The organism is Fibrobacter sp. UWT3 (assembly GCF_900230125.1).
GTDB lineage: Bacteria > Fibrobacterota > Fibrobacteria > Fibrobacterales > Fibrobacteraceae > Fibrobacter.
This window is the reverse complement of the sequence record NZ_OCSS01000002.1, coordinates 847,054-867,109: the sequence shown is the minus strand read 5'-3', so window position 1 is coordinate 867,109 and position 20,056 is coordinate 847,054. Positions and strand designations below refer to the sequence as shown.

Genomic DNA, 20,056 nt, shown 5'->3' with positions numbered 1-20,056 from the left:
TTTAGCGGACCTTTTTTTGCATGCAAATTGTTCCGGGAAAAAACTGCGCCGAGGGTCTACATGTCCGCGGGCGGTTCCTCATTTGCGTCAGAGCCGAGCGGTTGTCCAATAAACTTGGCACAGTACTCTGCGACCTGCTCGCGGACGCTGTTCCCGCGCACCTTCCCCAGCAGGTCAACGATATCCTCGAGCGGCGCGGCCATGAACGCCTCCGCACTCTTGTAGCGGGAAAGGATTTTCACGCGGGTCTCATGCCCCACGCCGGGCATCTTGAGCCATTCCACTTCCAAATCCTTCTTGCGCTTGCTCCGCTGGTACGTGATGGCGAAGCGGTGCGCCTCGTCGCGGGCATTCTGCAGGAGTTTCAACGCGGGGCTCGTGCGATGCAGCACGATGCTCTTCCGGTCGTCGGGAAACACGATTTCTTCGAGGCGCTTCGCAAGCCCGATGAGCGGCAAGTCCTTGTCGTGCCCGAGTTCCTTCAGAATCTGCATGGTGGCATCCACCTGGCCCTTACCGCCGTCGCATACCCACAGGTCGGGCATGGGCGTACCTTCGTCTTCGAGCCTGCGGATGCGTCGCGTCATCACCTCGCGCATGCTCGCGAAGTCGTCCACACCCGTTACCGTCTTGATGATAAACTTGCGGTAGTTGCTCTTGTCGGGCTTGCCGTTCTTGAAGGCGACGAGACTTGCCACCGTGTTCGTGCCCGAGAGGTGCGAAATGTCCACGCACTCGATACGGAAGGGGGTCTTCTTGAGGCCCAGCACCTTCTGCAGTTCAAAGACGCTCTGGTCGATTTCGCTGTACTTCTGCACCTCGGCGCGCATCTCCACCAGAATCATGTCGGCGTTCGCGCCCGCAAGTTTCAGGAACCCGAGTTTCTCGCCACGTTGCGGGTTCGTGATTGCCACCTTGTGGCCCGCCTTCTCGGCAAGGGCCTGCGCGAGCGGTTCCGTATCCGGCGAGTCTCCGGCAATGCCGCCCTCGTCGCCCACCCCGAGGGGAACGTCGGTCGCGATTTCGCCCGGGATAAACTCCACGTCCATGTACCACTGCAATAGCATCTGCCGGAAAATCTCGGTCTCGTCCTCTTCCAGCTTGCATTCCAGGCGGTAGTGGCGGCGCCCGCAGAGCACGCCGTTCCTGTACTCGAAAATCACTGCGGCCGCCATCGTGCCGTTCCGGCGGAGGCTCAGCACGTCCATGCACAGGCGCGCATCCGTCACGTCGGTCTTCTGGTGCACGCCCGTAGCCTTCAGGGCCTGGATGGCGTCGCGCTTCTTCATCGCGGCCTCGAAATCCAGCCGGTCGCTCGCCTCCTGCATTTCCCGTTCCCACTGGGCAATCAGGTCGTCGCGTTTCCCGTTCAACAGCATCTGCGTCTGGAGAACCGCCTGGTGGTATTCCTCCTGCGTCACGAGCCCCGCGCACGGGGCGCCACACCGCCCTATGTGGTAGTTGAGGCAGGGCCTCGCGGGCTTTGCCAGCGGGAGCTTCAACTTGCACTCGCGAATCTTGAACAGGCGGGCGGCAATGTCCTGCAGCTGGCCTATCATGCGGGAATTCATGTAGGGCCCGTAGTACTGGCAGCCGTCCTTGCGCACCGCGCGGGAAAGGAACAGCCTCGGGAACGGCTCGTTCACCGAGAACGCGAGGTAGGGAAAATGCTTGTCGTCCTTCAGCAGCACGTTGTACTTGGGCGTGTGCTTGCGGATGAGGTTCGCCTCCAGGATTAGCGCCTCGGACTCGCTCTCGGTAATAATCCACTCGATGTCGCGTATATAGGGCAGCATGAGCGTCGCGGCCCGGTGGCCGTTATGCTCGCTCCCGTCGAAGTAGCTCCTCACGCGGTTCTTGAGCACCTTCGCCTTGCCGATGTAGATAATCTTCCCCTGGGCGTTACGCATGATGTAGACGCCCGGCAACGCGGGGAGTTCGGCAAGCCTGCGCTCGATATGTTCGCTAACGGGAATCACTGACCTACAAGGTAAAATTTATTCCGCCCCGACATTTCTCGCATTACCATAATTTTTATGATTTTTTTCGTACTTTACCGCTTATTTTTTTATATATCTTTTTATGGGTGATTCACACCCCCTGATCACGGAGCAATAAATGAACCTAGAGAACATCAATCTCCTCTCGCAAAAGGTCGATGGCGTCCTCACAACCGTACGCAACCTGCGGCAAGAAAACGCCACCCTGAAGCAGACCCTGGCAACCAAAGAGGCCGAAATGCAGGACAGGAACCTGGTCCTCGAGAGCCTCAACAACGAAATAAACGACTGCAAGGCAGCACTCCAGGCCCGCGCCAACCAGGCCGCCGCCCAGGACGAGGCGATAAACCAGAAACAGGGCGAGATTGACGGGCTCCGTGGCGAACTCGACAGCGCGAACGCCAAGATTACCGACCTGCAGAACATGCTCGACCAGACGAACGGCAACCTGCAGAACGCGAACGAGAAGATTTCATGGCTCGACGCCGGCATCAACGAGAGGGACGAGAAGCTGAACGCCCTCCAGAACGACTGCATGGCATCCAAGGCGAACGAGAGCATCCTGAACCAGAAAATCGAGGAACTGAACCGCATCATCGCGGAGAAGGACAACCTGATTGCCGAACGGGACAACGCCATCGCCGAGAAGGACAACGCGATTGACGTGCTCAACACCGAGAAGGCGAGCCTGAACGAGACCATCCAGGCGCAGGGCGAAGAAATCCGCGAGGCACAGGAACGCTTCAAGCAGATGGTATCGACCATCGAGAACGAACTCGGCACCGAGATTCCCGTGGACGTGGCATTCAACGAGCAGCCCGCGGCACAGCCCGAACCGGAAGAGGCAGCACAGCCCGAACCGGCCGCCCCCGAGCAGGTCGCGGAACCCGCGGCAGAAGAAGTTGCTCAGCCCGAACCTGAACCGGTCGCAGAACCCGAACAGGTTGCGGAGCCCGAATCGCATATCGTTCCCGCAGAAGATGAAGAAGATATTATAGAAGTACACCCCGCAAATGAGAAGGAACCGGACCTTTTCGCGAGCGCAGGAGGCTCGCAACCCGGTTTTTTCGGCTAAAATGGCTGATGGATGACGATCCATTCGGCGTAGGAATGAAATAATGGTAGAAGTCAATACACACAGGTCCGTAACCGTAAACGTCGGAAGCGAACGGCTGACGATAAAGACCGACCTTCCCGACGGGGATATCAAGGAAATCGTTGACTATATCGACGAACGGTATAGCAGTTACGAGCGTTACAACCTCGAAACCGGCAAGCGCATGGCACTGCTCGCTCTCGAAATGTGCGAGCAGCTGTTCGCGCACCGCAAGATGCTCCACGAGATAAAGGTCGAACGCGACGAACTGAACAACGCCATGAAGGAAATGTCCGCACTCCTCGAAGAAGGGCAGGAAGTCAGCAGTTATTAGTCTTTTTACAATTTCATGACAAACAAAATGCAAAATATGGCTATTAGCCTATTGCATCTGCCCCTAAATTAAGGTATATTAAAAACATAGGCATCGCACGGATTAACGCCCGATCTAACAAGATATAAACAGCTCGTGGCTCTTGTGGTCTAGTTTAGGCGCGCATCGACGTGAAAAACGAAGCACCAAGGCACTGCTATCTTTCAGAAATAGTAGTTTCGAGTGTTCCACCGTGGCGGATGCCTTTTTTTGTACCCAGAATCAGCATGAGCTGGGCCGGAACGTACACCCACCATACAAAGTTGTTCGCAATTTCCGCAACCGCCTGCAGGGCGCTGTGGTCTTCGCCCGTAATCAGCGCGAGGCCCACGAGGACATCCCCGAAGAAGAACGTGACCATGCCCCAGCGGATGAGCTGCGCGTTTACCGCCGGGAAGTAACCGTTGCGCGGGGCAAGGAAACCCACGATTAGCGACGTGATGACAAAGATGCCGTACACGACGACAATCACGAGCGTAATGTTGTCGAGCGTAGGCTCAACGATTTTGCCACCAAAAAGCGCTCCCGTAAAGGCCGCCACCGGAATCAGCAGGAACTTGTGTACCTTACCGGGCTTTGTATCTGTTTCCGACTTGCGCGTATGCCTGTGAATAAGCACCACCTGGAACATGATGAAGAACGCAATCCCGAGGATGTTACTGAGAGCGCGCTCGTCCGGTGCAAAGAACTTGACCATGCTGAAACTGAAATCGGCGAGAAGCGAGAAGATAAAGGCCATGCGGAGCGTCTTTGCATCGAGCTTGGAAAACGAGTCGCGCGAAACGAGGAACGCCATCACCGTAAGGAGGAACGACATCGAGAACTTGGTGAGCAGCTGGAGCGAGCCCGCATCGACAAGGCACTGGTTCACTGCGCCGCAACCGTAGAAGTCGAGCCAGTCCTTGCCCGTAGTGACGGCAAGCAGAATCGCAATCAGCCCAAATACAACCCTTTGCGCAGTGTTCTCCAAAAACATGCGCTAAAGTATAGTAATTAGTTTATTCCACGCGGACTTTGCGCACGGACTTGCCGGCACGGAGCAGGTACACGCCCGCATTCAGCGCGCGTACCCTTTCCTCGCGCATACTGCCAATGAAATGCCCCTGCACGTCAAAGACCTGCACCGTAGCGCCGGCACCGAGCAACGGGCATGCAGGCGCCCCGCCCGCAAGGCCGCGCAATCCGATTGCAGTCGTGGAATCGTGCGACGACGTGTCCGTAACGCTGGTGTCGTTCACGCTCGTATCGGGTTCCACGAAGGGGTGAGCCGGATCGTCCACCACCACCTTGAAGGTCACGGAGCCTTCGCAGCCCGATGCGTTCGTGTGCACCGCCTTGTAGTAGCCGCTCATGGTGCCGTCCATCTTGCTGATGTGGATTTCACGGTTCGTGGAGGTAAAGTTGTTCGGGCCACTCCACACCCAGCGTCCGCCTTCCCACGGGTGCGGGCCAATCGAGAGCGAGTCCCCCTTGGAAAGCGAGATTTCGGTCGCGGTGGACCAGCCCTCGTTATTGTTGATTTTCGAATACGGGATGATGGAATCCGGCTTGGAAGATGCCCCAAAGTTAGTTGAAATTTCTGCAACCAAAAAGAAAAAGGTGGTCTCCAACTTGTAAATTTGGTTCAGCAAAAAAACACCAAGCAAGAGGATAACCACCATGATGAAAAGTACAAAAAGAACCCCCAAACTGTCAATCGTCCGCCGCGAAGAAATCGACATTTCGACCAGTGTCGGGGTGGTTCTGGCCGACCTTGCCGAACAGGGGAAAAGCTGCCTTGACGCGCTGTCGAGGGAGATGGGCGCAAGGCTCGTGGAGGCGATACTCCTGGCCGAAAGGGAACAGCTCGGCGGTGCAGCATACCACCCCAGGAAGGGCTTCAAGAAGTGGTCCAGCCAGGGTGGTTCCGTGTACATCGCGGGTGGCAAGGCGAAGGTGCGCGTACCCAGGCTCAGGGACGAAAACGGCGAGGTCAAATCGCGTATCTACGCCCGTCTGAAAGACCCCGACGCGTTCTCCGAGCACCTGCTGCACGCATGCCTCTCAGGCCTGTCCGGGAGGCGTTACGAGGATGTGTTCTCGACTGCCGGGGAGGCGTTCGGCGTAAGCAAGTCGTCGGTGTCGCGCAAGGTCGTTGCCGCATGCACAAGGAAACTGAAGGAACTGAACGAGCGCAGGCTGGAGGACTTCGAGGCGGTTGCCGTCTTCATGGACGCAATGCATCGCTGCGGCGAGGTCGTGATGGCCGCCATAGGCGTTGACGCGGAAGGCTACAAGCGCGTGCTTGGCCTCTGGCAGGGCAGTTCGGAAAACACCGAAATGTGCCGTTCGTTCCTTTCCGACATGGAGAGCAGGGGCCTCGCCCTGCACCCCGACATCATCTTCGTGACCGACGGCGGGACGGGCCTCAACCGCGCCCTCAAGGACCGCTTCGGCAAGGACCTCAAGCACCAGCGCTGCGTGATCCACAAGAGGCGCAACGTCGAGTCCCATCTGCCCGAGATGTACCGGGCCGAGTTCGACAGGCGCTACAACAACGCCATCGGGATGGTGGGCTACGAGGACGCGAGAAGGGAACTTCTCAAGGTCCACGAGTGGCTCGAAGGCATAAACACGAGTGCCGCCAAATCGCTTTCCGAGGGCGGCGAGAGGCTGCTTACGGTCCACCGGCTGGGCATCCCCGCGCTCCTGCGCAAGTCGCTCATAACGACCAACATAATCGAGTCCACCTTCAACGGTCTCGACGCCATCGAGAAGAACGTGAAGCGCTACAGGGACATTGGAATGTTCAAACGCTGGATGGCCGCTGAGGTCCTCCACCGCGAAAAGAACTGGAGACGGTTGGACGGCTATGCGGAAATCCCCGAACTTGTCGAAAAACTTCGGGAAAAGAGCATGAAATTACTTGACAATGAAGCGCTAATAGCCTAGATTTACACCAGTTGGAGACCTGGATTTTCAACTAAAAAAGGGACAAATTCGCAGAAATAATACCTCATTTAATGCAAGAACAAAATTTATATCCACTGTTCAGATTACTGATGTCTCTAATAGACAATTTGGATTGCAAATTCAAACAAAAACAGCAATTTTCATTTGAAGACATCCCCGATTACACAAATATATTCATAGAATTTACAATAAAGCACAATGATGTATTTCAATCATTCGTTCGCAAATCACGTTTACACAGCTCACCATCTTTCATTTATCTATTTGGATGGAGCGTCGCAAAGGATCAAAAAATTTTAAAGGATTATCTTCCTTTTATATCTTTTCATTCATCGAATCAAAACGAGGCTTTTAGTCAAGGATACATCAAACACGCAAATGCAAACAACATCCATAATGATTCATGGACAATTATAAATCATTGGGTGTCTAACAGCACAAAAAGAAACAACCCCATAAACCTTCTTTCAGGCTTTGAAAGTTTATTCATAAACGGCCTTGCATTTGATTTTAAAGAGAAACATCTATTCCTAAATAAAATGAAGGAGTTACTAGATAACATCGAATTACTACAATATTCATGGAATAATCGAAATTACAGAGAAGTCTTCTCCATTGTATTTTATTTAGCATTAGCCAACAAGCAAAAGAAATTCCAATTTAGCGATGATGAAATGCAAAAACATTTCGCAGTTCTTTACGACAAACGCTATGAGGTATTATTTGGGCACTATATAATCGAAGTCATAACGCAAATGCTGAAAAAACCTGAAGATGTAAAACAAATCACTTTTAAGGACTCAAGCTACTCCGATTGCACTTTAAATTTCGGTTAAATTTTTCCATTACAAAAAATCGGGCAGCAGTGAACTGCCACCCGTTTTTTCTTTATTTTACCATTATTAGTTGCGTAAGATTCCCAACACGAATCAAATAGTTTCCCACACGAGACATTTCGATATTGTGATTAGCAGAACTCACACGCCCCTTCTTCAACAATTTTCCCTGCATATCAAAGATTGCATAAGCAGAGCCAACCGGTGCCGCGGAAATTAGAATGTTACGATTTAAGGCAACTACAGACACGCCCTGAGTAAAGTGCACATCTGCAATCCCAGTTATCACAGTGCTATCGAATACAGCCTGATATGTTGTTCTGCTCGTAACACTCGTAATTTCAGGAGTCCATCCTTTAAATTTATAACTAAAGTTAGACGAAGATTTCTTTGTTGGCTCACTTCCTTTGTATTTAGGCGTTTCACCATACATCAAAGAATCTCTTTGCAAAGTGTCCTTCCCATTCATAAAAAGAACAACGTAGTATCTTGCAACACTATCAAAAACAGTGGATTTGTAGTTTTTTTAATAGTGGGTTCATGAACGACCATATTCATTACCGGTTAAGTTAAAATATATCCTTTTTTCTTGTTAAGTGGTATACCCTTGTGGTCTAGGCAGCCTGTTTTGACAGCCTATATTCCACCGGTGTCATGTAACCGAGCGAACTATGGAGCCGTTTCCGGTTGTAGAACAGCTCGATGTACCTGAAAACGGCCTCCCGCACGTCTTCGATGTCCTTGAAGTCACGCCTGTAGGCCATCTCCTTCTTGAAGCTAGCGAAGAAGCTTTCCATGCAGGCGTTGTCGTAGGGGCAGCCCGGTGCGCTCATCGAGGGCGTTATCCCGTTCTCCGAGAGCATCGTGCGGTAACCCATGCTACTGTACTGCACGCCGCGGTCGGAATGGAAGATTAGTCCGTCGTGATGGCCGCGTTGCATGATGGCATTGGACAACGCGCGCTTGACAAGTTCCGTGTCGATGTTCTTGCTCACGGCATAACCCACCGCCTCCTTGTTGCATAGGTCAAGTACCACGGCAAGGTACACCCAGCCAAGCGTAGTCTTGACGTAGGTGATGTCGCCGGCCCAGACGGCGTTCAGACTGTCGGGATCGAACTTCCGCTGCACCAGGTTCTCGCTGTACATGGAGTCACATTTGCCCTTGCGGTAGGGTTTCCATTTCTTGAGCGTGACCGGATAGAGACCGTTCTCGCGCATGATGCGGCGCAGTTTCCACACCTTTACCTCGTCACCCTTGTCATGGAGTGCCGCCTGCATCTTCGGGCAACCGTACACGCGGTGGTTTTCTTCGAAGGTGTCGCGGACCTTCTGGACAAGCCGTTCTTCGCGGGCCTTCTTCTCGGCACGTTTTTCCTGCTGGCGCGACCACTGGTAGTAGGAACACTGCGGTATTCCTAGGGCTCTGCACATCTTCCTGACTGAGTATTTCTTGCGGTTCACGTGTATCGCCTCGCATTTCAGTCGTGTGGTCGCATAAAGATGTGCAGGGATTTTTTTAGGATCTCTACCGTCTCCTTCTCGTCCGCAAGCTCCTTTTCACGCTTCTTCAGGAGTTTTTCCAGTTCCCTGTTCTTGGCGGCGAGTTCCTCGACGGACACCTTGCGGATTCGCCGTTCCTCGCGGTAGCTCGGCAGGTTGTGTTCCTTGCGGTACTCGTTTACCCACCGACCGACTGTATTGGGCCCGATTCCGAGTTCCTTGGCTATTTGGTTTGCTGACTTTTCGCCTTTCAGGACCAGCTTGATGACCTGTTCCCTTGTCTCGGAGCTATAGTTGATTTTTGCCATTGTTTTACCTTTTGGGGGTTGCGCAATGAATATAGTAGCTTATGCTACCCTCTTATTAAACTCCTGCATGGTCCACAGCTTGGTATTGAGCATTCCCCTCCACGGCCGAAATTTCTGGAGACCACCCCGAAAACTCATACTTGTATTTTTGCGTATTCCCTTTATTCGGTTTTGTTCCTGTATATTCCGGAATATTCCCATATTTAACAGTCACTGTTTTCAAAACTGTTTCGCCATTCATAAATGATATAGTATAACTACGTATTGTGCTGTCAAATACTGCAACATACTGTGCATTTTCAGTTACGGGAACTATTTTGGGAGACCAGCCACTGAACGAATATGTATAACCAGCACTCATGGCTTTTTTAGGATTAGATGCCGTCTTCAAAACCGGCGTTTCACCATATTCAATTTCAGAAGATTGCAAAAGACTATCTTCGCTATAGAAACTAATGGTGTATTTGCGGATTGTGCTATCATAAACTGCTTTATAAGAAGCGTTGCCAGCAACCTTTACAATTTCAGGTGACCAGCCTTTGAAAGTATATACATATTGAGCAGATTCTTTCTTTGGCAATTCTCCATCAAATTGAGTGGATTTGTAGTTTTTTTAATAGTGGGTTCATGAACAACCATATTCATTACCGGTTAAGTTAAAATATATCCTTTTTTCTTGTTAAGTGGTATACCCTTGTGGTCTAGGCAGCCTGTTTTGACAGCCTATATTCCACCGGTGTCATGTAACCGAGCGAACTATGGAGCCGTTTCCGGTTGTAGAACAGCTCGATGTACCTGAAAACGGCCTCCCGCACGTCTTCGATGTCCTTGAAGTCTCGCCTGTAGGCCATCTCCTTCTTGAAGCTTGCGAAGAAGCTTTCCATGCAGGCGTTGTCGTAGGGGCAGCCCGGGGCGCTCATCGAGGGCGTTATCCCATTCTCCGAGAGCATCGTGCGGTAGCCCATGCTGCTGTACTGCACGCCACGGTCGGAATGGAAGATTAGTCCGTCGTGATGGCCGCGTTGCATGATGGCATTGGACAACGCGCGCTTGACAAGTTCCGTGTCGATGTTCTTGCTCACGGCATAACCCACCGCCTCCTTGTTGCATAGGTCAAGTACCACGGCAAGGTACACCCAGCCAAGCGTAGTCTTGACGTAGGTGATGTCGCCGGCCCAGACGGCGTTCAGACTGTCGGGATCGAACTTCCGCTGCACCAGGTTCTCGCTGTACATGGAGTCACATTTGCCCTTGCGGTAGGGTTTCCATTTCTTGAGCGTGACCGGATAGAGACCGTTCTCGCGCATGATGCGGCGCAGTTTCCACACCTTTACCTCGTCACCCTTGTCATGGAGTGCCGCCTGCATCTTCGGGCAACCGTACACGCGGTGGTTTTCTTCGAAGGTGTCGCGGACCTTCTGGACAAGCCGTTCTTCGCGGGCCTTCTTCTCGGCACGTTTTTCCTGCTGGCGCGACCACTGGTAGTAGGAACACTGCGGTATTCCTAGGGCTCTGCACATCTTCCTGACTGTGGATTTGTAGTTTTTTTAATAGTGGGTTCATGAACAACCATATTCATTACCGGTTAAGTTAAAATATATCCTTTTTTCTTGTTAAGTGGTATACCCTTGTGGTCTAGGCAGCCTGTTTTGACAGCCTATATTCCACCGGTGTCATGTAACCGAGCGAACTATGGAGCCGTTTCCGGTTGTAGAACAGCTCGATGTACCTGAAAACGGCCTCCCGCACGTCTTCGATGTCCTTGAAGTCTCGCCTGTAGGCCATCTCCTTCTTGAAGCTTGCGAAGAAGCTTTCCATGCAGGCGTTGTCGTAGGGGCAGCCCGGGGCGCTCATCGAGGGCGTTATCCCATTCTCCGAGAGCATCGTGCGGTAGCCCATGCTGCTGTACTGCACGCCACGGTCGGAATGGAAGATTAGTCCGTCGTGATGGCCGCGTTGCATGATGGCATTGGACAACGCGCGCTTGACAAGTTCCGTGTCGATGTTCTTGCTCACGGCATAACCCACCGCCTCCTTGTTGCATAGGTCAAGTACCACGGCAAGGTACACCCAGCCAAGCGTAGTCTTGACGTAGGTGATGTCGCCGGCCCAGACGGCGTTCAGACTGTCGGGATCGAACTTCCGCTGCACCAGGTTCTCGCTGTACATGGAGTCACATTTGCCCTTGCGGTAGGGTTTCCATTTCTTGAGCGTGACCGGATAGAGACCGTTCTCGCGCATGATGCGGCGCAGTTTCCACACCTTTACCTCGTCACCCTTGTCATGGAGTGCCGCCTGCATCTTCGGGCAACCGTACACGCGGTGGTTTTCTTCGAAGGTGTCGCGGACCTTCTGGACAAGCCGTTCTTCGCGGGCCTTCTTCTCGGCACGTTTTTCCTGCTGGCGCGACCACTGGTAGTAGGAACACTGCGGTATTCCTAGGGCTCTGCACATCTTCCTGACTGAGTATTTCTTGCGGTTCACGTGTATCGCCTCGCATTTCAGTCGTGTGGTCGCATAAAGATGTGCAGGGATTTTTTTAGGATCTCTACCGTCTCCTTCTCGTCCGCAAGCTCCTTTTCACGCTTCTTCAGGAGTTTTTCCAGTTCCCTGTTCTTGGCGGCGAGTTCCTCGACGGACACCTTGCGGATTCGCCGTTCCTCGCGGTAGCTCGGCAGGTTGTGTTCCTTGCGGTACTCGTTTACCCACCGACCGACTGTATTGGGCCCGATTCCGAGTTCCTTGGCTATTTGGTTTGCTGACTTTTCGCCTTTCAGGACCAGCTTGATGACCTGTTCCCTTGTCTCGGAGCTATAGTTGATTTTTGCCATTGTTTTACCTTTTGGGGGTTGCGCAATGAATATAGTAGCTTATGCTACCCTCTTATTAAACTCCTGCATGGTCCAGTCCGTGGGCATCAGCCAGATGGCCTACAACGAAGCTCTCGCCTACGCCAAGGACCGTAAGCAGTTCGGTCAGGCTATCGTGAACTTCCCGGCCGTGTACGAGATGATTTCCCACATCAAGGCTCGCCTCGACGCAGGCCGCGCCCTGTTGTACCTGACCGCCAGCTACGTGGACATCTACAAGGGTCTCGAAGACATCGAACGTGACCGCAAGCTCACCGACGAAGAAAAGGCTGAACTCAAGAAATACCAGAAGCTCGCTTCCGCATGCACTCCGCTTGCCAAGGGCATGAACTCCGAATACGCGAACATCAACAGCTACGACAGCATCCAGGTTCACGGCGGTTCGGGCTACATGCTCGAATACGCCTGCCAGCGCCTCTACCGCGACGCACGCATCACCTCCATTTACGAAGGCACGACGCAGTTGCAGACCGTTGCCGCCCTCCCGCACATCAACACCGGCACCTACAGCCAGATGCTCGAGGAACTGGAAGCGGGCGAAGTGGCCGCCGAATACGAGAGCCTCAAGGCCCGCGCTAAGGCCATGAACGCGAAGTTCAACGAAGCCATCGAAGTCGTGAAGGCCGCGAACAACAACGAGTTCACCGACCTCTGCAGCCGTCACTTGTACGAACTCGCAGCCAACTGCGTGATGAGCCAGCTCATGCTCCGCGACGCCACCAAGGCACCCGAACTGTTCGAAAAGAGCATGAAGGTGTACCTGAACCTCGCCGAAGCCGAAGTCGCCAAGCACTACAACTTCGTGAAGAGCTTGAGCGTGGAAGCGATGGAAAGCTATAGGAAGGCGTAATTAGTAAACAGTGGTTAGTGGCTAGTGGTTAGGAATAGCCACTGCCACGTCATTGCACTTCGTGCATGACTGCGTCGGTTATCCAATGCGAGTGCAAGCACTCGCGCTGTATAACCTAGCACGTCATTGCGAGGGGCGAAGCCCTGAAGCAATCCATAAAAATTGAAGGTCTCTGGATAATAAGTCCAGAGGCTTTTTTTGTTTAGGAAGCATTTCGAAAACATTTTTTTGCACAACCATGCTGTTGACAGACAAATTATTAAATTATATTTTTCTTACATAGCATAAAAAAACAGGCAGGATTACAAATGAGAAAAGCAATATTGGCAATCTGCACGCTACTAGCAATTTCATCTTTCGCGATTGCACAGACAAATTCTTCTACATCGACTAGTTCATCAGGAATGCAAAGCACAACTAGTTCATCGAGTTTTTCATGTCCATGTCATACAACACAAACATCGGCAGAAAATTCAATTAATCAGCTCCATAAGGAATGCAAAGAAAAAAACGGCGAAGACTCATTTTCAATGAAGAAAATGTCCGAAAATTGTTTTTGTATTGAAGGTGCTTGCGACATTCATTACAGCAGCGCCTCCATTGACACAATCAATTACAGTTCCAGCTCATCATCTATTGTCAACAGTTCCTCTAGCGAATATATCTATACGGGAGGAGTCTGCTACATAGACTCCGTATACTACGAGGGCGTCAAAAACGTACCAACGGTACACCGTGGTCTGTATTCCGTTCTACCCTATATGAAAAATGCGGATAACATCAAGGTGTCCAAATGTTCATGCAATCAAGACGGATCCTTTAAATGCAATTATTCAAATTTTGGTGTTCCTATTGGTTATAAACCTATAGATGTTCCTCTCTGTGGTTTACGCGATGCGTATTGGTGTCCTGGCATTAATAATGGTATGTGCGATTATAGCGGTTCTTCTATCGAAATATACTACTCCGACCAATATTGGAAAACGGATTATACCTGGGGTGTTAAAAATTTCAGCAACAATGGTGTTTTTGAAATAAATGACGGATCGCAACCGCTTTATGTTGTCACAACAGACAATGAAAGATATCTCTTTTTCTGGATGAATCGTCCTCTACCTCAAAATATCACCACTTACGATCTCGAAGATGCATTTTTGAAGGCGAATCCACGCTTCCCTTCTATTGGCAAAATGAACGAATATTGCCGTGGGGAATGGTTTCCACACGATGAAGACTGTTTTGGCTACGCAAGTGAAGTCGAAATTGCGTTACAGGATTCAATAGACAATTGCGTTCTTTCTATGGGAATTTCGAAATACGATACGACTCTTTCTGATCGTGGGTGGTGTGTGGTCGGAACATGCGAACCAGGCGAAGATCCCTATTATAGTTCGTCAAGTTACGCAAGTTCCTCATCTTCAGAGGAATCAAGTTCTTCAAGTGAATTTGGCCTGTGTCAGTCTCTCCCGTTCGGTTACATTCCCAGCGATCCCAAAAACACATGCTTTGAAAGCAACGGCAAATGCTATAGATGCAATGCCGCACGTCGTGCAGATGAATGCGACGAAGAGTGGATGTGGATATACCCTTATACTCCAGATAAATATTTCTTCACAGAAATTGATTGCATAAGCGGCGAAAGAAAAGACAACAATAGAATTGGGCAGTGCCCCGGCTTCCCGATGGAGACCACCCCTTATAATCCAGAACAAGCATGCATAGCACACAATGGGAAATGCTACAGATGTAAATCCGAGAACAGCTATGTCAATTGCTCCTACGACTGGCTTTGGACTGGCGAAAACTTCGGAACACACAATATTGGCTCGTGGTACGAAGAAGTGGATTGCGATGACCCGTTTGAAGAGAAAACTTCTGAGGTTTGTTATGAAATAGACCTTTCAGAAAACAGAACTGCACTTCTAAAAAGATCTGAATATGACTTTATGCCTTACAACAGTTCTGCCGATGTAGACTATGGCTACGAACAAATTTCTTCTTCAAATTCGCACTACGATGTTCTTGGACGAAATTTGAAATACAGCATTAATTTAAATTTAGATCACATTGTTTATAAAAAAATTTCTACAAAGATGCGTTACCAATCTATGCGGATGTTGGCTAAATCAACAGTTCTTAGTGGATATGTTGAAGGCAAACCAATAATGAACATATGTCTAAAAGAAAATAAGCAAGAAGGTGTAATAAAATCATTTATTATAAACGGTTCTCTGCGAATATCTGTAGGTAAACTTCACTATGAAGGTAATGACGCTAATTTGATAGCGCACGAAAAACGCCATAAAGAAATATGGTCCGACAGCAAATACAACAAATCATGGAATCAAACAATTTCAACAACAACATCTGAATCTGGACCATGCAGGAGTTTAATAAGAGGGTAGCATAAGCTACTATATTCATTGCGCAACCCCCAAAAGGTAAAACAATGGCAAAAATCAACTATAGCTCCGAGACAAGGGAACAGGTCATCAAGCTGGTCCTGAAAGGCGAAAAGTCAGCAAACCAAATAGCCAAGGAACTCGGAATCGGGCCCAATACAGTCGGTCGGTGGGTAAACGAGTACCGCAAGGAACACAACCTGCCGAGCTACCGCGAGGAACGGCGAATCCGCAAGGTGTCCGTCGAGGAACTCGCCGCCAAGAACAGGGAACTGGAAAAACTCCTGAAGAAGCGTGAAAAGGAGCTTGCGGACGAGAAGGAGACGGTAGAGATCCTAAAAAAATCCCTGCACATCTTTATGCGACCACACGACTGAAATGCGAGGCGATACACGTGAACCGCAAGAAATACTCAGTCAGGAAGATGTGCAGAGCCCTAGGAATACCGCAGTGTTCCTACTACCAGTGGTCGCGCCAGCAGGAAAAACGTGCCGAGAAGAAGGCCCGCGAAGAACGGCTTGTCCAGAAGGTCCGCGACACCTTCGAAGAAAACCACCGCGTGTACGGTTGCCCGAAGATGCAGGCGGCACTCCATGACAAGGGTGACGAGGTAAAGGTGTGGAAACTGCGCCGCATCATGCGCGAGAACGGTCTCTATCCGGTCACGCTCAAGAAATGGAAACCCTACCGCAAGGGCAAATGTGACTCCATGTACAGCGAGAACCTGGTGCAGCGGAAGTTCGATCCCGACAGTCTGAACGCCGTCTGGGCCGGCGACATCACCTACGTCAAGACTACGCTTGGCTGGGTGTACCTTGCCGTGGTACTTGACCTATGCAACAAGGAGGCGGTGGGTTATGCCGTGAGCAAGAACATCGACACGGAACTTGTCAAGCGCGCGTTGTCCAATGCCATCATGCAACGCGGCCATCACGACGGACTAATCTTCCATTCCGACCGCGGCGTGCAGTACAGTAGCATGGGTTACCGCACGATGCTCTCGGAGAACGGGATAACGCCCTCGATGAGCGCACCGGGCTGCCCCTACGACAACGCCTGCATGGAAAGCTTCTTCGCTAGCTTCAAGAAGGAGATGGCCTACAGGCGTGACTTCAAGGACATCGAAGACGTGCGGGAGGCCGTTTTCAGGTACATCGAGCTGTTCTACAACCGGAAACGGCTCCATAGTTCGCTCGGTTACATGACACCGGTGGAATATAGGCTGTCAAAACAGGCTGCCTAGACCACAAGGGTATACCACTTAACAAGAAAAAAGGATATATTTTAACTTAACCGGTAATGAATATGGTCGTTCATGAACCCACTATTAAAAAAACTACAAATCCAATCCGCATACAATACTTGCGTTAGTGCTTTTGATAGATTATGGGGGTTCGATGTTCGCGATTTGTTAGCCGAACTTTATCAAAGGCAAAACGATTGGGACGATGAGGATAAAAACAACACCTGCAACTCGCGCATAGACATAAACGCGGAGTTAGTAAAGAATTACGATAACTTAAAAAGTATTTGCAACAAATATCTAAACAATAAATAAAGATTCAACACTTATGTTTAGAGTAACATCCCTTGTCGTCATTGTTTTGCTTTCTTCTTTTTCTCTTGCAAAGTCATTAGAATTTTGTGCATATATTGCGAAAAATCCTGATGAATATAGCCTTCATCAAATTGTTCACGGAAATCAATATGATGAAATAATTGTTCAGAGTGATAGTCTAAAAAACAATAAATATTCTCGTTTCGAACATTTATTTAACGTTCCGCAAGATTTTTCAGACAGCTTTACGGGCGGTTGCGTTATACTTGATGGACCAAATATTGAAAATTTCAATTTTCATTTGAAAAATGCAAAGGAAAAGTTAAAAGGCTATTATGGGAAGACATTAAAGGGCAAAAGATTATTTTACAAGGAACCTTCCGCAGCTCCTGTTGAGAATAGTTTCAAATTTACCATTAAAGGAGAATGTAGGGACACTCTAACTATTGCAGAATACTGTTTTGACAACCAATCAAAAAGACTGTACAAAATAAAGGATTTGGACTATCTTCCTAAATATATTTTTTCTAGCGAAACAGAAACATTTTGTAAGTGTAAAAAATACAATGAAAAATTGACATCATTCATAGACCTTTACCCCAAAGGTCAAATAAAAATAGATTCCCTGTTGTATAAAGAATGCGATGAATACCTGCTATACGATTTTGCAAAAGCGCCACATTTTCCAATGATAATAGATTCAACCTACACATTAAAGGTGAGAACTCAAGCGGAAATACAAATTGATTCAGCATCAACAAAAAAAGACTTTTATTTTTACATTAAACTAATTGGAAATTGCCAATAAGAGTTTTTGGCAAATCCACCCATTTTGAAAAATTGGATTTTTCATCTATTCCCTTTGGCCCGATTATGCGACTTGCAAAGCATTTCGCAGTTGGAACGTTCGGTGGCACCGCCCTTACTCCAAGCAGTCACGTGGTCGGCATCCATTTCAGCAAGTTTCCAAATTTTATTCTTGTTCGCATTGTCGGATATGACATAGTAAGGGCAGTTGGAAAGTTCATTTTTTGGAGCTTCATTCATCTGCTTTTAGCAAGCAGCCTTTTTCCTTCGTTCAGCAAAAACTCGTATATTCAATAGTGGCGAGGAAGTTTCTCGCTTTTTTCATTCATGAATCAAGCATCAATTTACTTGAATAAAAGCCGGGCGTTGCGGGTGCGGCGCCTGAGCACCCGCAGTGGGGGTAGCGTAAGACCCGGCCGGGGCGGGTTTTGGTCGGGTTCCCGAAGGGAACGACTATAAGGGTGGGGCCGGGGCTGAAGCGAGGGGGATACTTCCCCCTTTATATAAAAGAATCTATATCGCCTGCGGTATCTCCGGCCAGATTCAGCACCTCGCCGGCATGCAGGATTCAGGAATCATCATCTCCGTGAACTCCGACCCCGACGCCCCGATCAACGCTATCGCTGACTACGTGATCAACGGCACCGTCGAAGAGGTCATCCCGAAGATGATCAAGTATTACAAGGCAAACAACAAGTAGGCGTTATGGCGAATTTTTACACAGACCATCCAGAGATTAAGTTCAACCTTGAAAGCTCTCCTTTGATGCAGCGCATTGTCGAGCTCAAGGAAAAGGGCTATGCCGACAAGGACGCTTTCGACTATGCGCCGGAAGATTTTGCCGACGCGATGGACAACTACAACCGCGTGCTCGAAGTCGCTGGCGACATCACCGCGAACACCGTCTTCCCGAACTCGGAAGAAGTGGACGCCGAAGGCCCGCACTGCGAAAACGGTCGCGTCCGCTACGCATCCAAGACCTACGAAAACCTCGAAGCCACCCGCAAGGCTGGCCTCAACGGTGTCACGATGCCGCGCCGCTTTGGCGGCCTGAACTTCCCGATTACTGCCTACACGGCCATCAACGAAATGATTGCCTCTGCAGACGCCGGTTTCGAGAACATCTGGTCCCTCCAGGACTGCATCGAGACCTTGTATGAATTCGGCGACGAGGACCAGCGTTCCCGCTTTATCCCGCGCGTGTGCGCCGGCGAGACGATGTCCATGGATCTGACCGAACCCGATGCCGGTTCCGACCTGCAGCGCGTGATGCTCAAGGCCACCTACAGTGAGGCCGACAAGTGCTGGTACCTGAACGGCGTGAAGCGCTTCATCACCAACGGCGACAGCGACATCCACCTGGTGCTCGCCCGCTCCGAAGAAGGCACCCATGACGGCCGCGGCCTTTCCATGTTCATCTACGACAAGCGCGACGGTGGCGTGAACGTGCGCCGCATCGAGAACAAGCTCGGCATCCACGGAAGCCCGACTTGCGAACTTGTCTACAAGAACGCGAAGGCTGAGCTCTGTGGCCGCCGCAAGTTCGGCCTCATCAAGTACGTGATGGCCCTCATGAACGGCGCCCGCCTCGGCATTGCCGCTCAATCCGTGGGCATCAGCCAGATGGCATACAACGAAGCTCTCGCCTACGCCAAGGACCGCAAGCAGTTCGGCCAGGCCATCGTGAACTTCCCCGCCGTCTATGAGATGATTTCCAACATCAAGGCTCGCCTTGACGCTGGCCGTGCACTCCTGTACCAGACAGCCCGCTACGTGGATATCTACAAGGGCCTCGAGGACATCGAGCGCACCCGCAAGCTCACCGACGAAGAAAAGGCAGAACTCAAGCTCTACCAGAAGCTCGCTTCTGCTTGCACGCCGCTTGCGAAGGGCATGAACTCCGAATACGCCAACCTGAACGCCTACGACAGCATCCAGGTGCACGGCGGTTCCGGCTACATGCTTGAATACGCTTGCCAGCGCCTCTACCGCGACGCACGCATCACCTCCATTTACGAAGGCACGACGCAGCTGCAGACCGTGGCCGCCCTCCCGCACATCAACACCGGAACCTACAGCCAGATGCTCGAAGAATTCGAAGCCCAGGATGTGCGCCCGGAATACGAAAGCCTCAAGGCCCGCGCTAAGGCCATGGACGTGAAGTACAACGAAGCCGTGGAATTCGTGAAGGCCGCGAACAACAACGAGTTCACCGACCTCTGCAGCCGCCACCTGTACGAAATGGCCGCCAACTGCGTGATGAGCCAGCTCATGCTCCGCGACGCCACCAAGGCACCGGAACTGTTCGAAAAGAGCATGAAGGTGTACCTGAACCTCGCCGAAGCCGAAGTCGCCAAGCACTACAACGTCGTGAAGAGCCTCAGCGTGGAATCGCTCGACAGCTACAAGCAGGCATAAGCCCGCAGGATGTCATTCTGGAGGCTCGCAGAGCCGATAGAATCCATAAAACTTAAAGACCTCGGCAGAATGCCGGGGTCTTTG

At 50.8% G+C, this 20,056-nt stretch carries 20 protein-coding genes and 2 pseudogenes; 11 read left to right on the top strand and 11 right to left on the bottom strand.

The features are described from left to right. Positions 1–56: 56 nt before the first annotated feature. Complete coding sequence (gene uvrC, locus CRO08_RS11490; protein ID WP_072811692.1) at positions 57–1,979, bottom strand: excinuclease ABC subunit UvrC; 1,923 nt, start codon at positions 1,977–1,979, stop codon at positions 57–59. Between the two features lie 139 nt (positions 1,980–2,118). Here uvrC and CRO08_RS11485 point away from each other — a divergent pair, with 139 nt between their 5' ends. Both CRO08_RS11485 and zapA read left to right on the top strand, forming a co-directional pair. After that, positions 2,119–3,075 carry a hypothetical protein gene (locus CRO08_RS11485; protein ID WP_097036296.1) on the top strand — a complete coding sequence of 319 codons (957 nt, stop codon included), beginning with the start codon at positions 2,119–2,121 and terminating at the stop codon, positions 3,073–3,075. 43 nt (positions 3,076–3,118) lie between these two features. Beyond that, positions 3,119–3,430, top strand: coding sequence for a cell division protein ZapA (gene zapA, locus CRO08_RS11480; RefSeq protein ID WP_072811689.1), 312 nt, complete (start codon positions 3,119–3,121; stop codon positions 3,428–3,430). 196 nt (positions 3,431–3,626) lie between these two features. On the opposite strand, the gene CRO08_RS11475 is transcribed toward zapA, so the two are convergent. Beyond that, positions 3,627–4,445, bottom strand: coding sequence for a hypothetical protein (locus tag CRO08_RS11475; RefSeq protein WP_072811687.1), 819 nt, complete (start codon positions 4,443–4,445; stop codon positions 3,627–3,629). 22 nt (positions 4,446–4,467) lie between these two features. Beyond that, a complete protein-coding gene (locus tag CRO08_RS11470) occupies positions 4,468–5,058 on the bottom strand; it encodes a hypothetical protein (RefSeq protein ID WP_141398349.1) in 591 nt (196 codons plus the stop codon). Between the two features lie 70 nt (positions 5,059–5,128). On the opposite strand from CRO08_RS11470, the gene CRO08_RS11465 reads away from it, so the two are divergent. Further along, on the top strand, positions 5,129–6,400 hold the full coding sequence (locus CRO08_RS11465) for an IS256 family transposase (RefSeq protein WP_097034567.1): 1,272 nt from the start codon (positions 5,129–5,131) through the stop codon (positions 6,398–6,400). Between the two features lie 128 nt (positions 6,401–6,528). Then, positions 6,529–7,257 carry a hypothetical protein gene (locus CRO08_RS11460; RefSeq protein ID WP_141398348.1) on the top strand — a complete coding sequence of 243 codons (729 nt, stop codon included), beginning with the start codon at positions 6,529–6,531 and terminating at the stop codon, positions 7,255–7,257. A gap of 52 nt (positions 7,258–7,309) precedes the next feature. Here CRO08_RS11460 and CRO08_RS11455 read toward each other — a convergent pair whose 3' ends face one another. The 7 genes from CRO08_RS11455 to CRO08_RS11425 all read right to left on the bottom strand — a co-directional run bounded on the left by CRO08_RS11455 (position 7,310) and on the right by CRO08_RS11425 (position 11,898). Further along, positions 7,310–7,726 (bottom strand): hypothetical protein, encoded by a 417-nt coding sequence (locus CRO08_RS11455; RefSeq protein WP_097036293.1) that lies wholly within the window; start codon positions 7,724–7,726, stop codon positions 7,310–7,312. 145 nt (positions 7,727–7,871) lie between these two features. Next, positions 7,872–8,720, bottom strand: coding sequence for an IS3 family transposase (locus CRO08_RS11450; RefSeq protein WP_176495013.1), 849 nt, complete (start codon positions 8,718–8,720; stop codon positions 7,872–7,874). Between the two features lie 17 nt (positions 8,721–8,737). Continuing rightward, positions 8,738–9,067, bottom strand: a complete 330-nt coding sequence (locus CRO08_RS11445) for a transposase (protein ID WP_097034692.1) — start codon at positions 9,065–9,067, stop codon at positions 8,738–8,740. Between the two features lie 55 nt (positions 9,068–9,122). Then, complete coding sequence (locus CRO08_RS16760) at positions 9,123–9,647, bottom strand: InlB B-repeat-containing protein (RefSeq protein ID WP_141398347.1); 525 nt, start codon at positions 9,645–9,647, stop codon at positions 9,123–9,125. Between the two features lie 121 nt (positions 9,648–9,768). Next, positions 9,769–10,587, bottom strand: a complete 819-nt coding sequence (locus CRO08_RS11435) for an IS3 family transposase (RefSeq protein WP_097034691.1) — start codon at positions 10,585–10,587, stop codon at positions 9,769–9,771. Positions 10,588–10,702: 115 nt separating this feature from the next. Then, entirely contained in the window at positions 10,703–11,551 is an 849-nt protein-coding gene (locus CRO08_RS11430; protein ID WP_176495013.1) for an IS3 family transposase, read from the bottom strand. A gap of 17 nt (positions 11,552–11,568) precedes the next feature. Beyond that, a complete protein-coding gene (locus CRO08_RS11425) occupies positions 11,569–11,898 on the bottom strand; it encodes a transposase (protein WP_097034692.1) in 330 nt (109 codons plus the stop codon). 73 nt (positions 11,899–11,971) lie between these two features. On the opposite strand from CRO08_RS11425, the pseudogene CRO08_RS11420 reads away from it, so the two are divergent. The 5 genes and pseudogenes from CRO08_RS11420 to CRO08_RS11400 form a co-directional block, all read left to right on the top strand. Beyond that, a pseudogene (locus tag CRO08_RS11420) lies at positions 11,972–12,787 on the top strand (acyl-CoA dehydrogenase family protein); the annotation flags it as partial. A 308-nt stretch (positions 12,788–13,095) separates the two neighbouring features. Further along, positions 13,096–15,192 carry a hypothetical protein gene (locus tag CRO08_RS16755; protein WP_141398346.1) on the top strand — a complete coding sequence of 699 codons (2,097 nt, stop codon included), beginning with the start codon at positions 13,096–13,098 and terminating at the stop codon, positions 15,190–15,192. Positions 15,193–15,236: 44 nt separating this feature from the next. Continuing rightward, positions 15,237–15,566, top strand: coding sequence for a transposase (locus CRO08_RS11415; RefSeq protein WP_097034692.1), 330 nt, complete (start codon positions 15,237–15,239; stop codon positions 15,564–15,566). Positions 15,567–15,583: 17 nt separating this feature from the next. Continuing rightward, positions 15,584–16,432 (top strand): IS3 family transposase, encoded by an 849-nt coding sequence (locus tag CRO08_RS11410; protein WP_176495013.1) that lies wholly within the window; start codon positions 15,584–15,586, stop codon positions 16,430–16,432. Between the two features lie 328 nt (positions 16,433–16,760). Then, the gene (locus CRO08_RS11400) at positions 16,761–17,555 is read left to right on the top strand and encodes a hypothetical protein (protein ID WP_097036290.1); all 795 of its coding nucleotides are present in this window, start codon (positions 16,761–16,763) and stop codon (positions 17,553–17,555) included. A 41-nt stretch (positions 17,556–17,596) separates the two neighbouring features. Here CRO08_RS11400 and CRO08_RS17635 read toward each other — a convergent pair whose 3' ends face one another. After that, the gene (locus CRO08_RS17635) at positions 17,597–17,701 is read right to left on the bottom strand and encodes an HNH endonuclease (RefSeq protein ID WP_369684803.1); all 105 of its coding nucleotides are present in this window, start codon (positions 17,699–17,701) and stop codon (positions 17,597–17,599) included. 352 nt (positions 17,702–18,053) lie between these two features. Here CRO08_RS17635 and CRO08_RS11390 point away from each other — a divergent pair. Then, positions 18,054–18,254 (top strand): annotated as a pseudogene (locus CRO08_RS11390) (FAD-binding protein); the annotation flags it as partial. Between the two features lie 5 nt (positions 18,255–18,259). Further along, the gene (locus CRO08_RS11385) at positions 18,260–19,972 is read left to right on the top strand and encodes an acyl-CoA dehydrogenase family protein (protein WP_097036288.1); all 1,713 of its coding nucleotides are present in this window, start codon (positions 18,260–18,262) and stop codon (positions 19,970–19,972) included. Positions 19,973–20,056 lie beyond the last annotated feature (84 nt).

Excerpts from the sequence above, each read along its gene's own strand:
- CRO08_RS11435 (WP_097034691.1), bottom strand. The coding sequence starts at position 10,587 with ATGTGCAGAGCCCTAGGAATACCGCAGTGTTCCTACTACCAGTGGTCG.
- CRO08_RS11445 (WP_097034692.1), bottom strand. The coding sequence starts at position 9,067 with ATGGCAAAAATCAACTATAGCTCCGAGACAAGGGAACAGGTCATCAAG.
- CRO08_RS17635 (WP_369684803.1), bottom strand. The coding sequence starts at position 17,701 with ATGGATGCCGACCACGTGACTGCTTGGAGTAAGGGCGGTGCCACCGAA.
- CRO08_RS16755 (WP_141398346.1), top strand. The coding sequence starts at position 13,096 with ATGAGAAAAGCAATATTGGCAATCTGCACGCTACTAGCAATTTCATCT.
- CRO08_RS11465 (WP_097034567.1), top strand. The coding sequence starts at position 5,129 with ATGATGAAAAGTACAAAAAGAACCCCCAAACTGTCAATCGTCCGCCGC.
- zapA (WP_072811689.1), top strand. The coding sequence starts at position 3,119 with ATGGTAGAAGTCAATACACACAGGTCCGTAACCGTAAACGTCGGAAGC.
- CRO08_RS11475 (WP_072811687.1), bottom strand. The coding sequence starts at position 4,445 with ATGTTTTTGGAGAACACTGCGCAAAGGGTTGTATTTGGGCTGATTGCG.
- CRO08_RS11385 (WP_097036288.1), top strand. The coding sequence starts at position 18,260 with ATGGCGAATTTTTACACAGACCATCCAGAGATTAAGTTCAACCTTGAA.
- CRO08_RS11485 (WP_097036296.1), top strand. The coding sequence starts at position 2,119 with ATGAACCTAGAGAACATCAATCTCCTCTCGCAAAAGGTCGATGGCGTC.
- CRO08_RS11415 (WP_097034692.1), top strand. The coding sequence starts at position 15,237 with ATGGCAAAAATCAACTATAGCTCCGAGACAAGGGAACAGGTCATCAAG.
- CRO08_RS11400 (WP_097036290.1), top strand. The coding sequence starts at position 16,761 with ATGTTTAGAGTAACATCCCTTGTCGTCATTGTTTTGCTTTCTTCTTTT.
- CRO08_RS11455 (WP_097036293.1), bottom strand. The coding sequence starts at position 7,726 with ATGAATGGGAAGGACACTTTGCAAAGAGATTCTTTGATGTATGGTGAA.
- CRO08_RS11425 (WP_097034692.1), bottom strand. The coding sequence starts at position 11,898 with ATGGCAAAAATCAACTATAGCTCCGAGACAAGGGAACAGGTCATCAAG.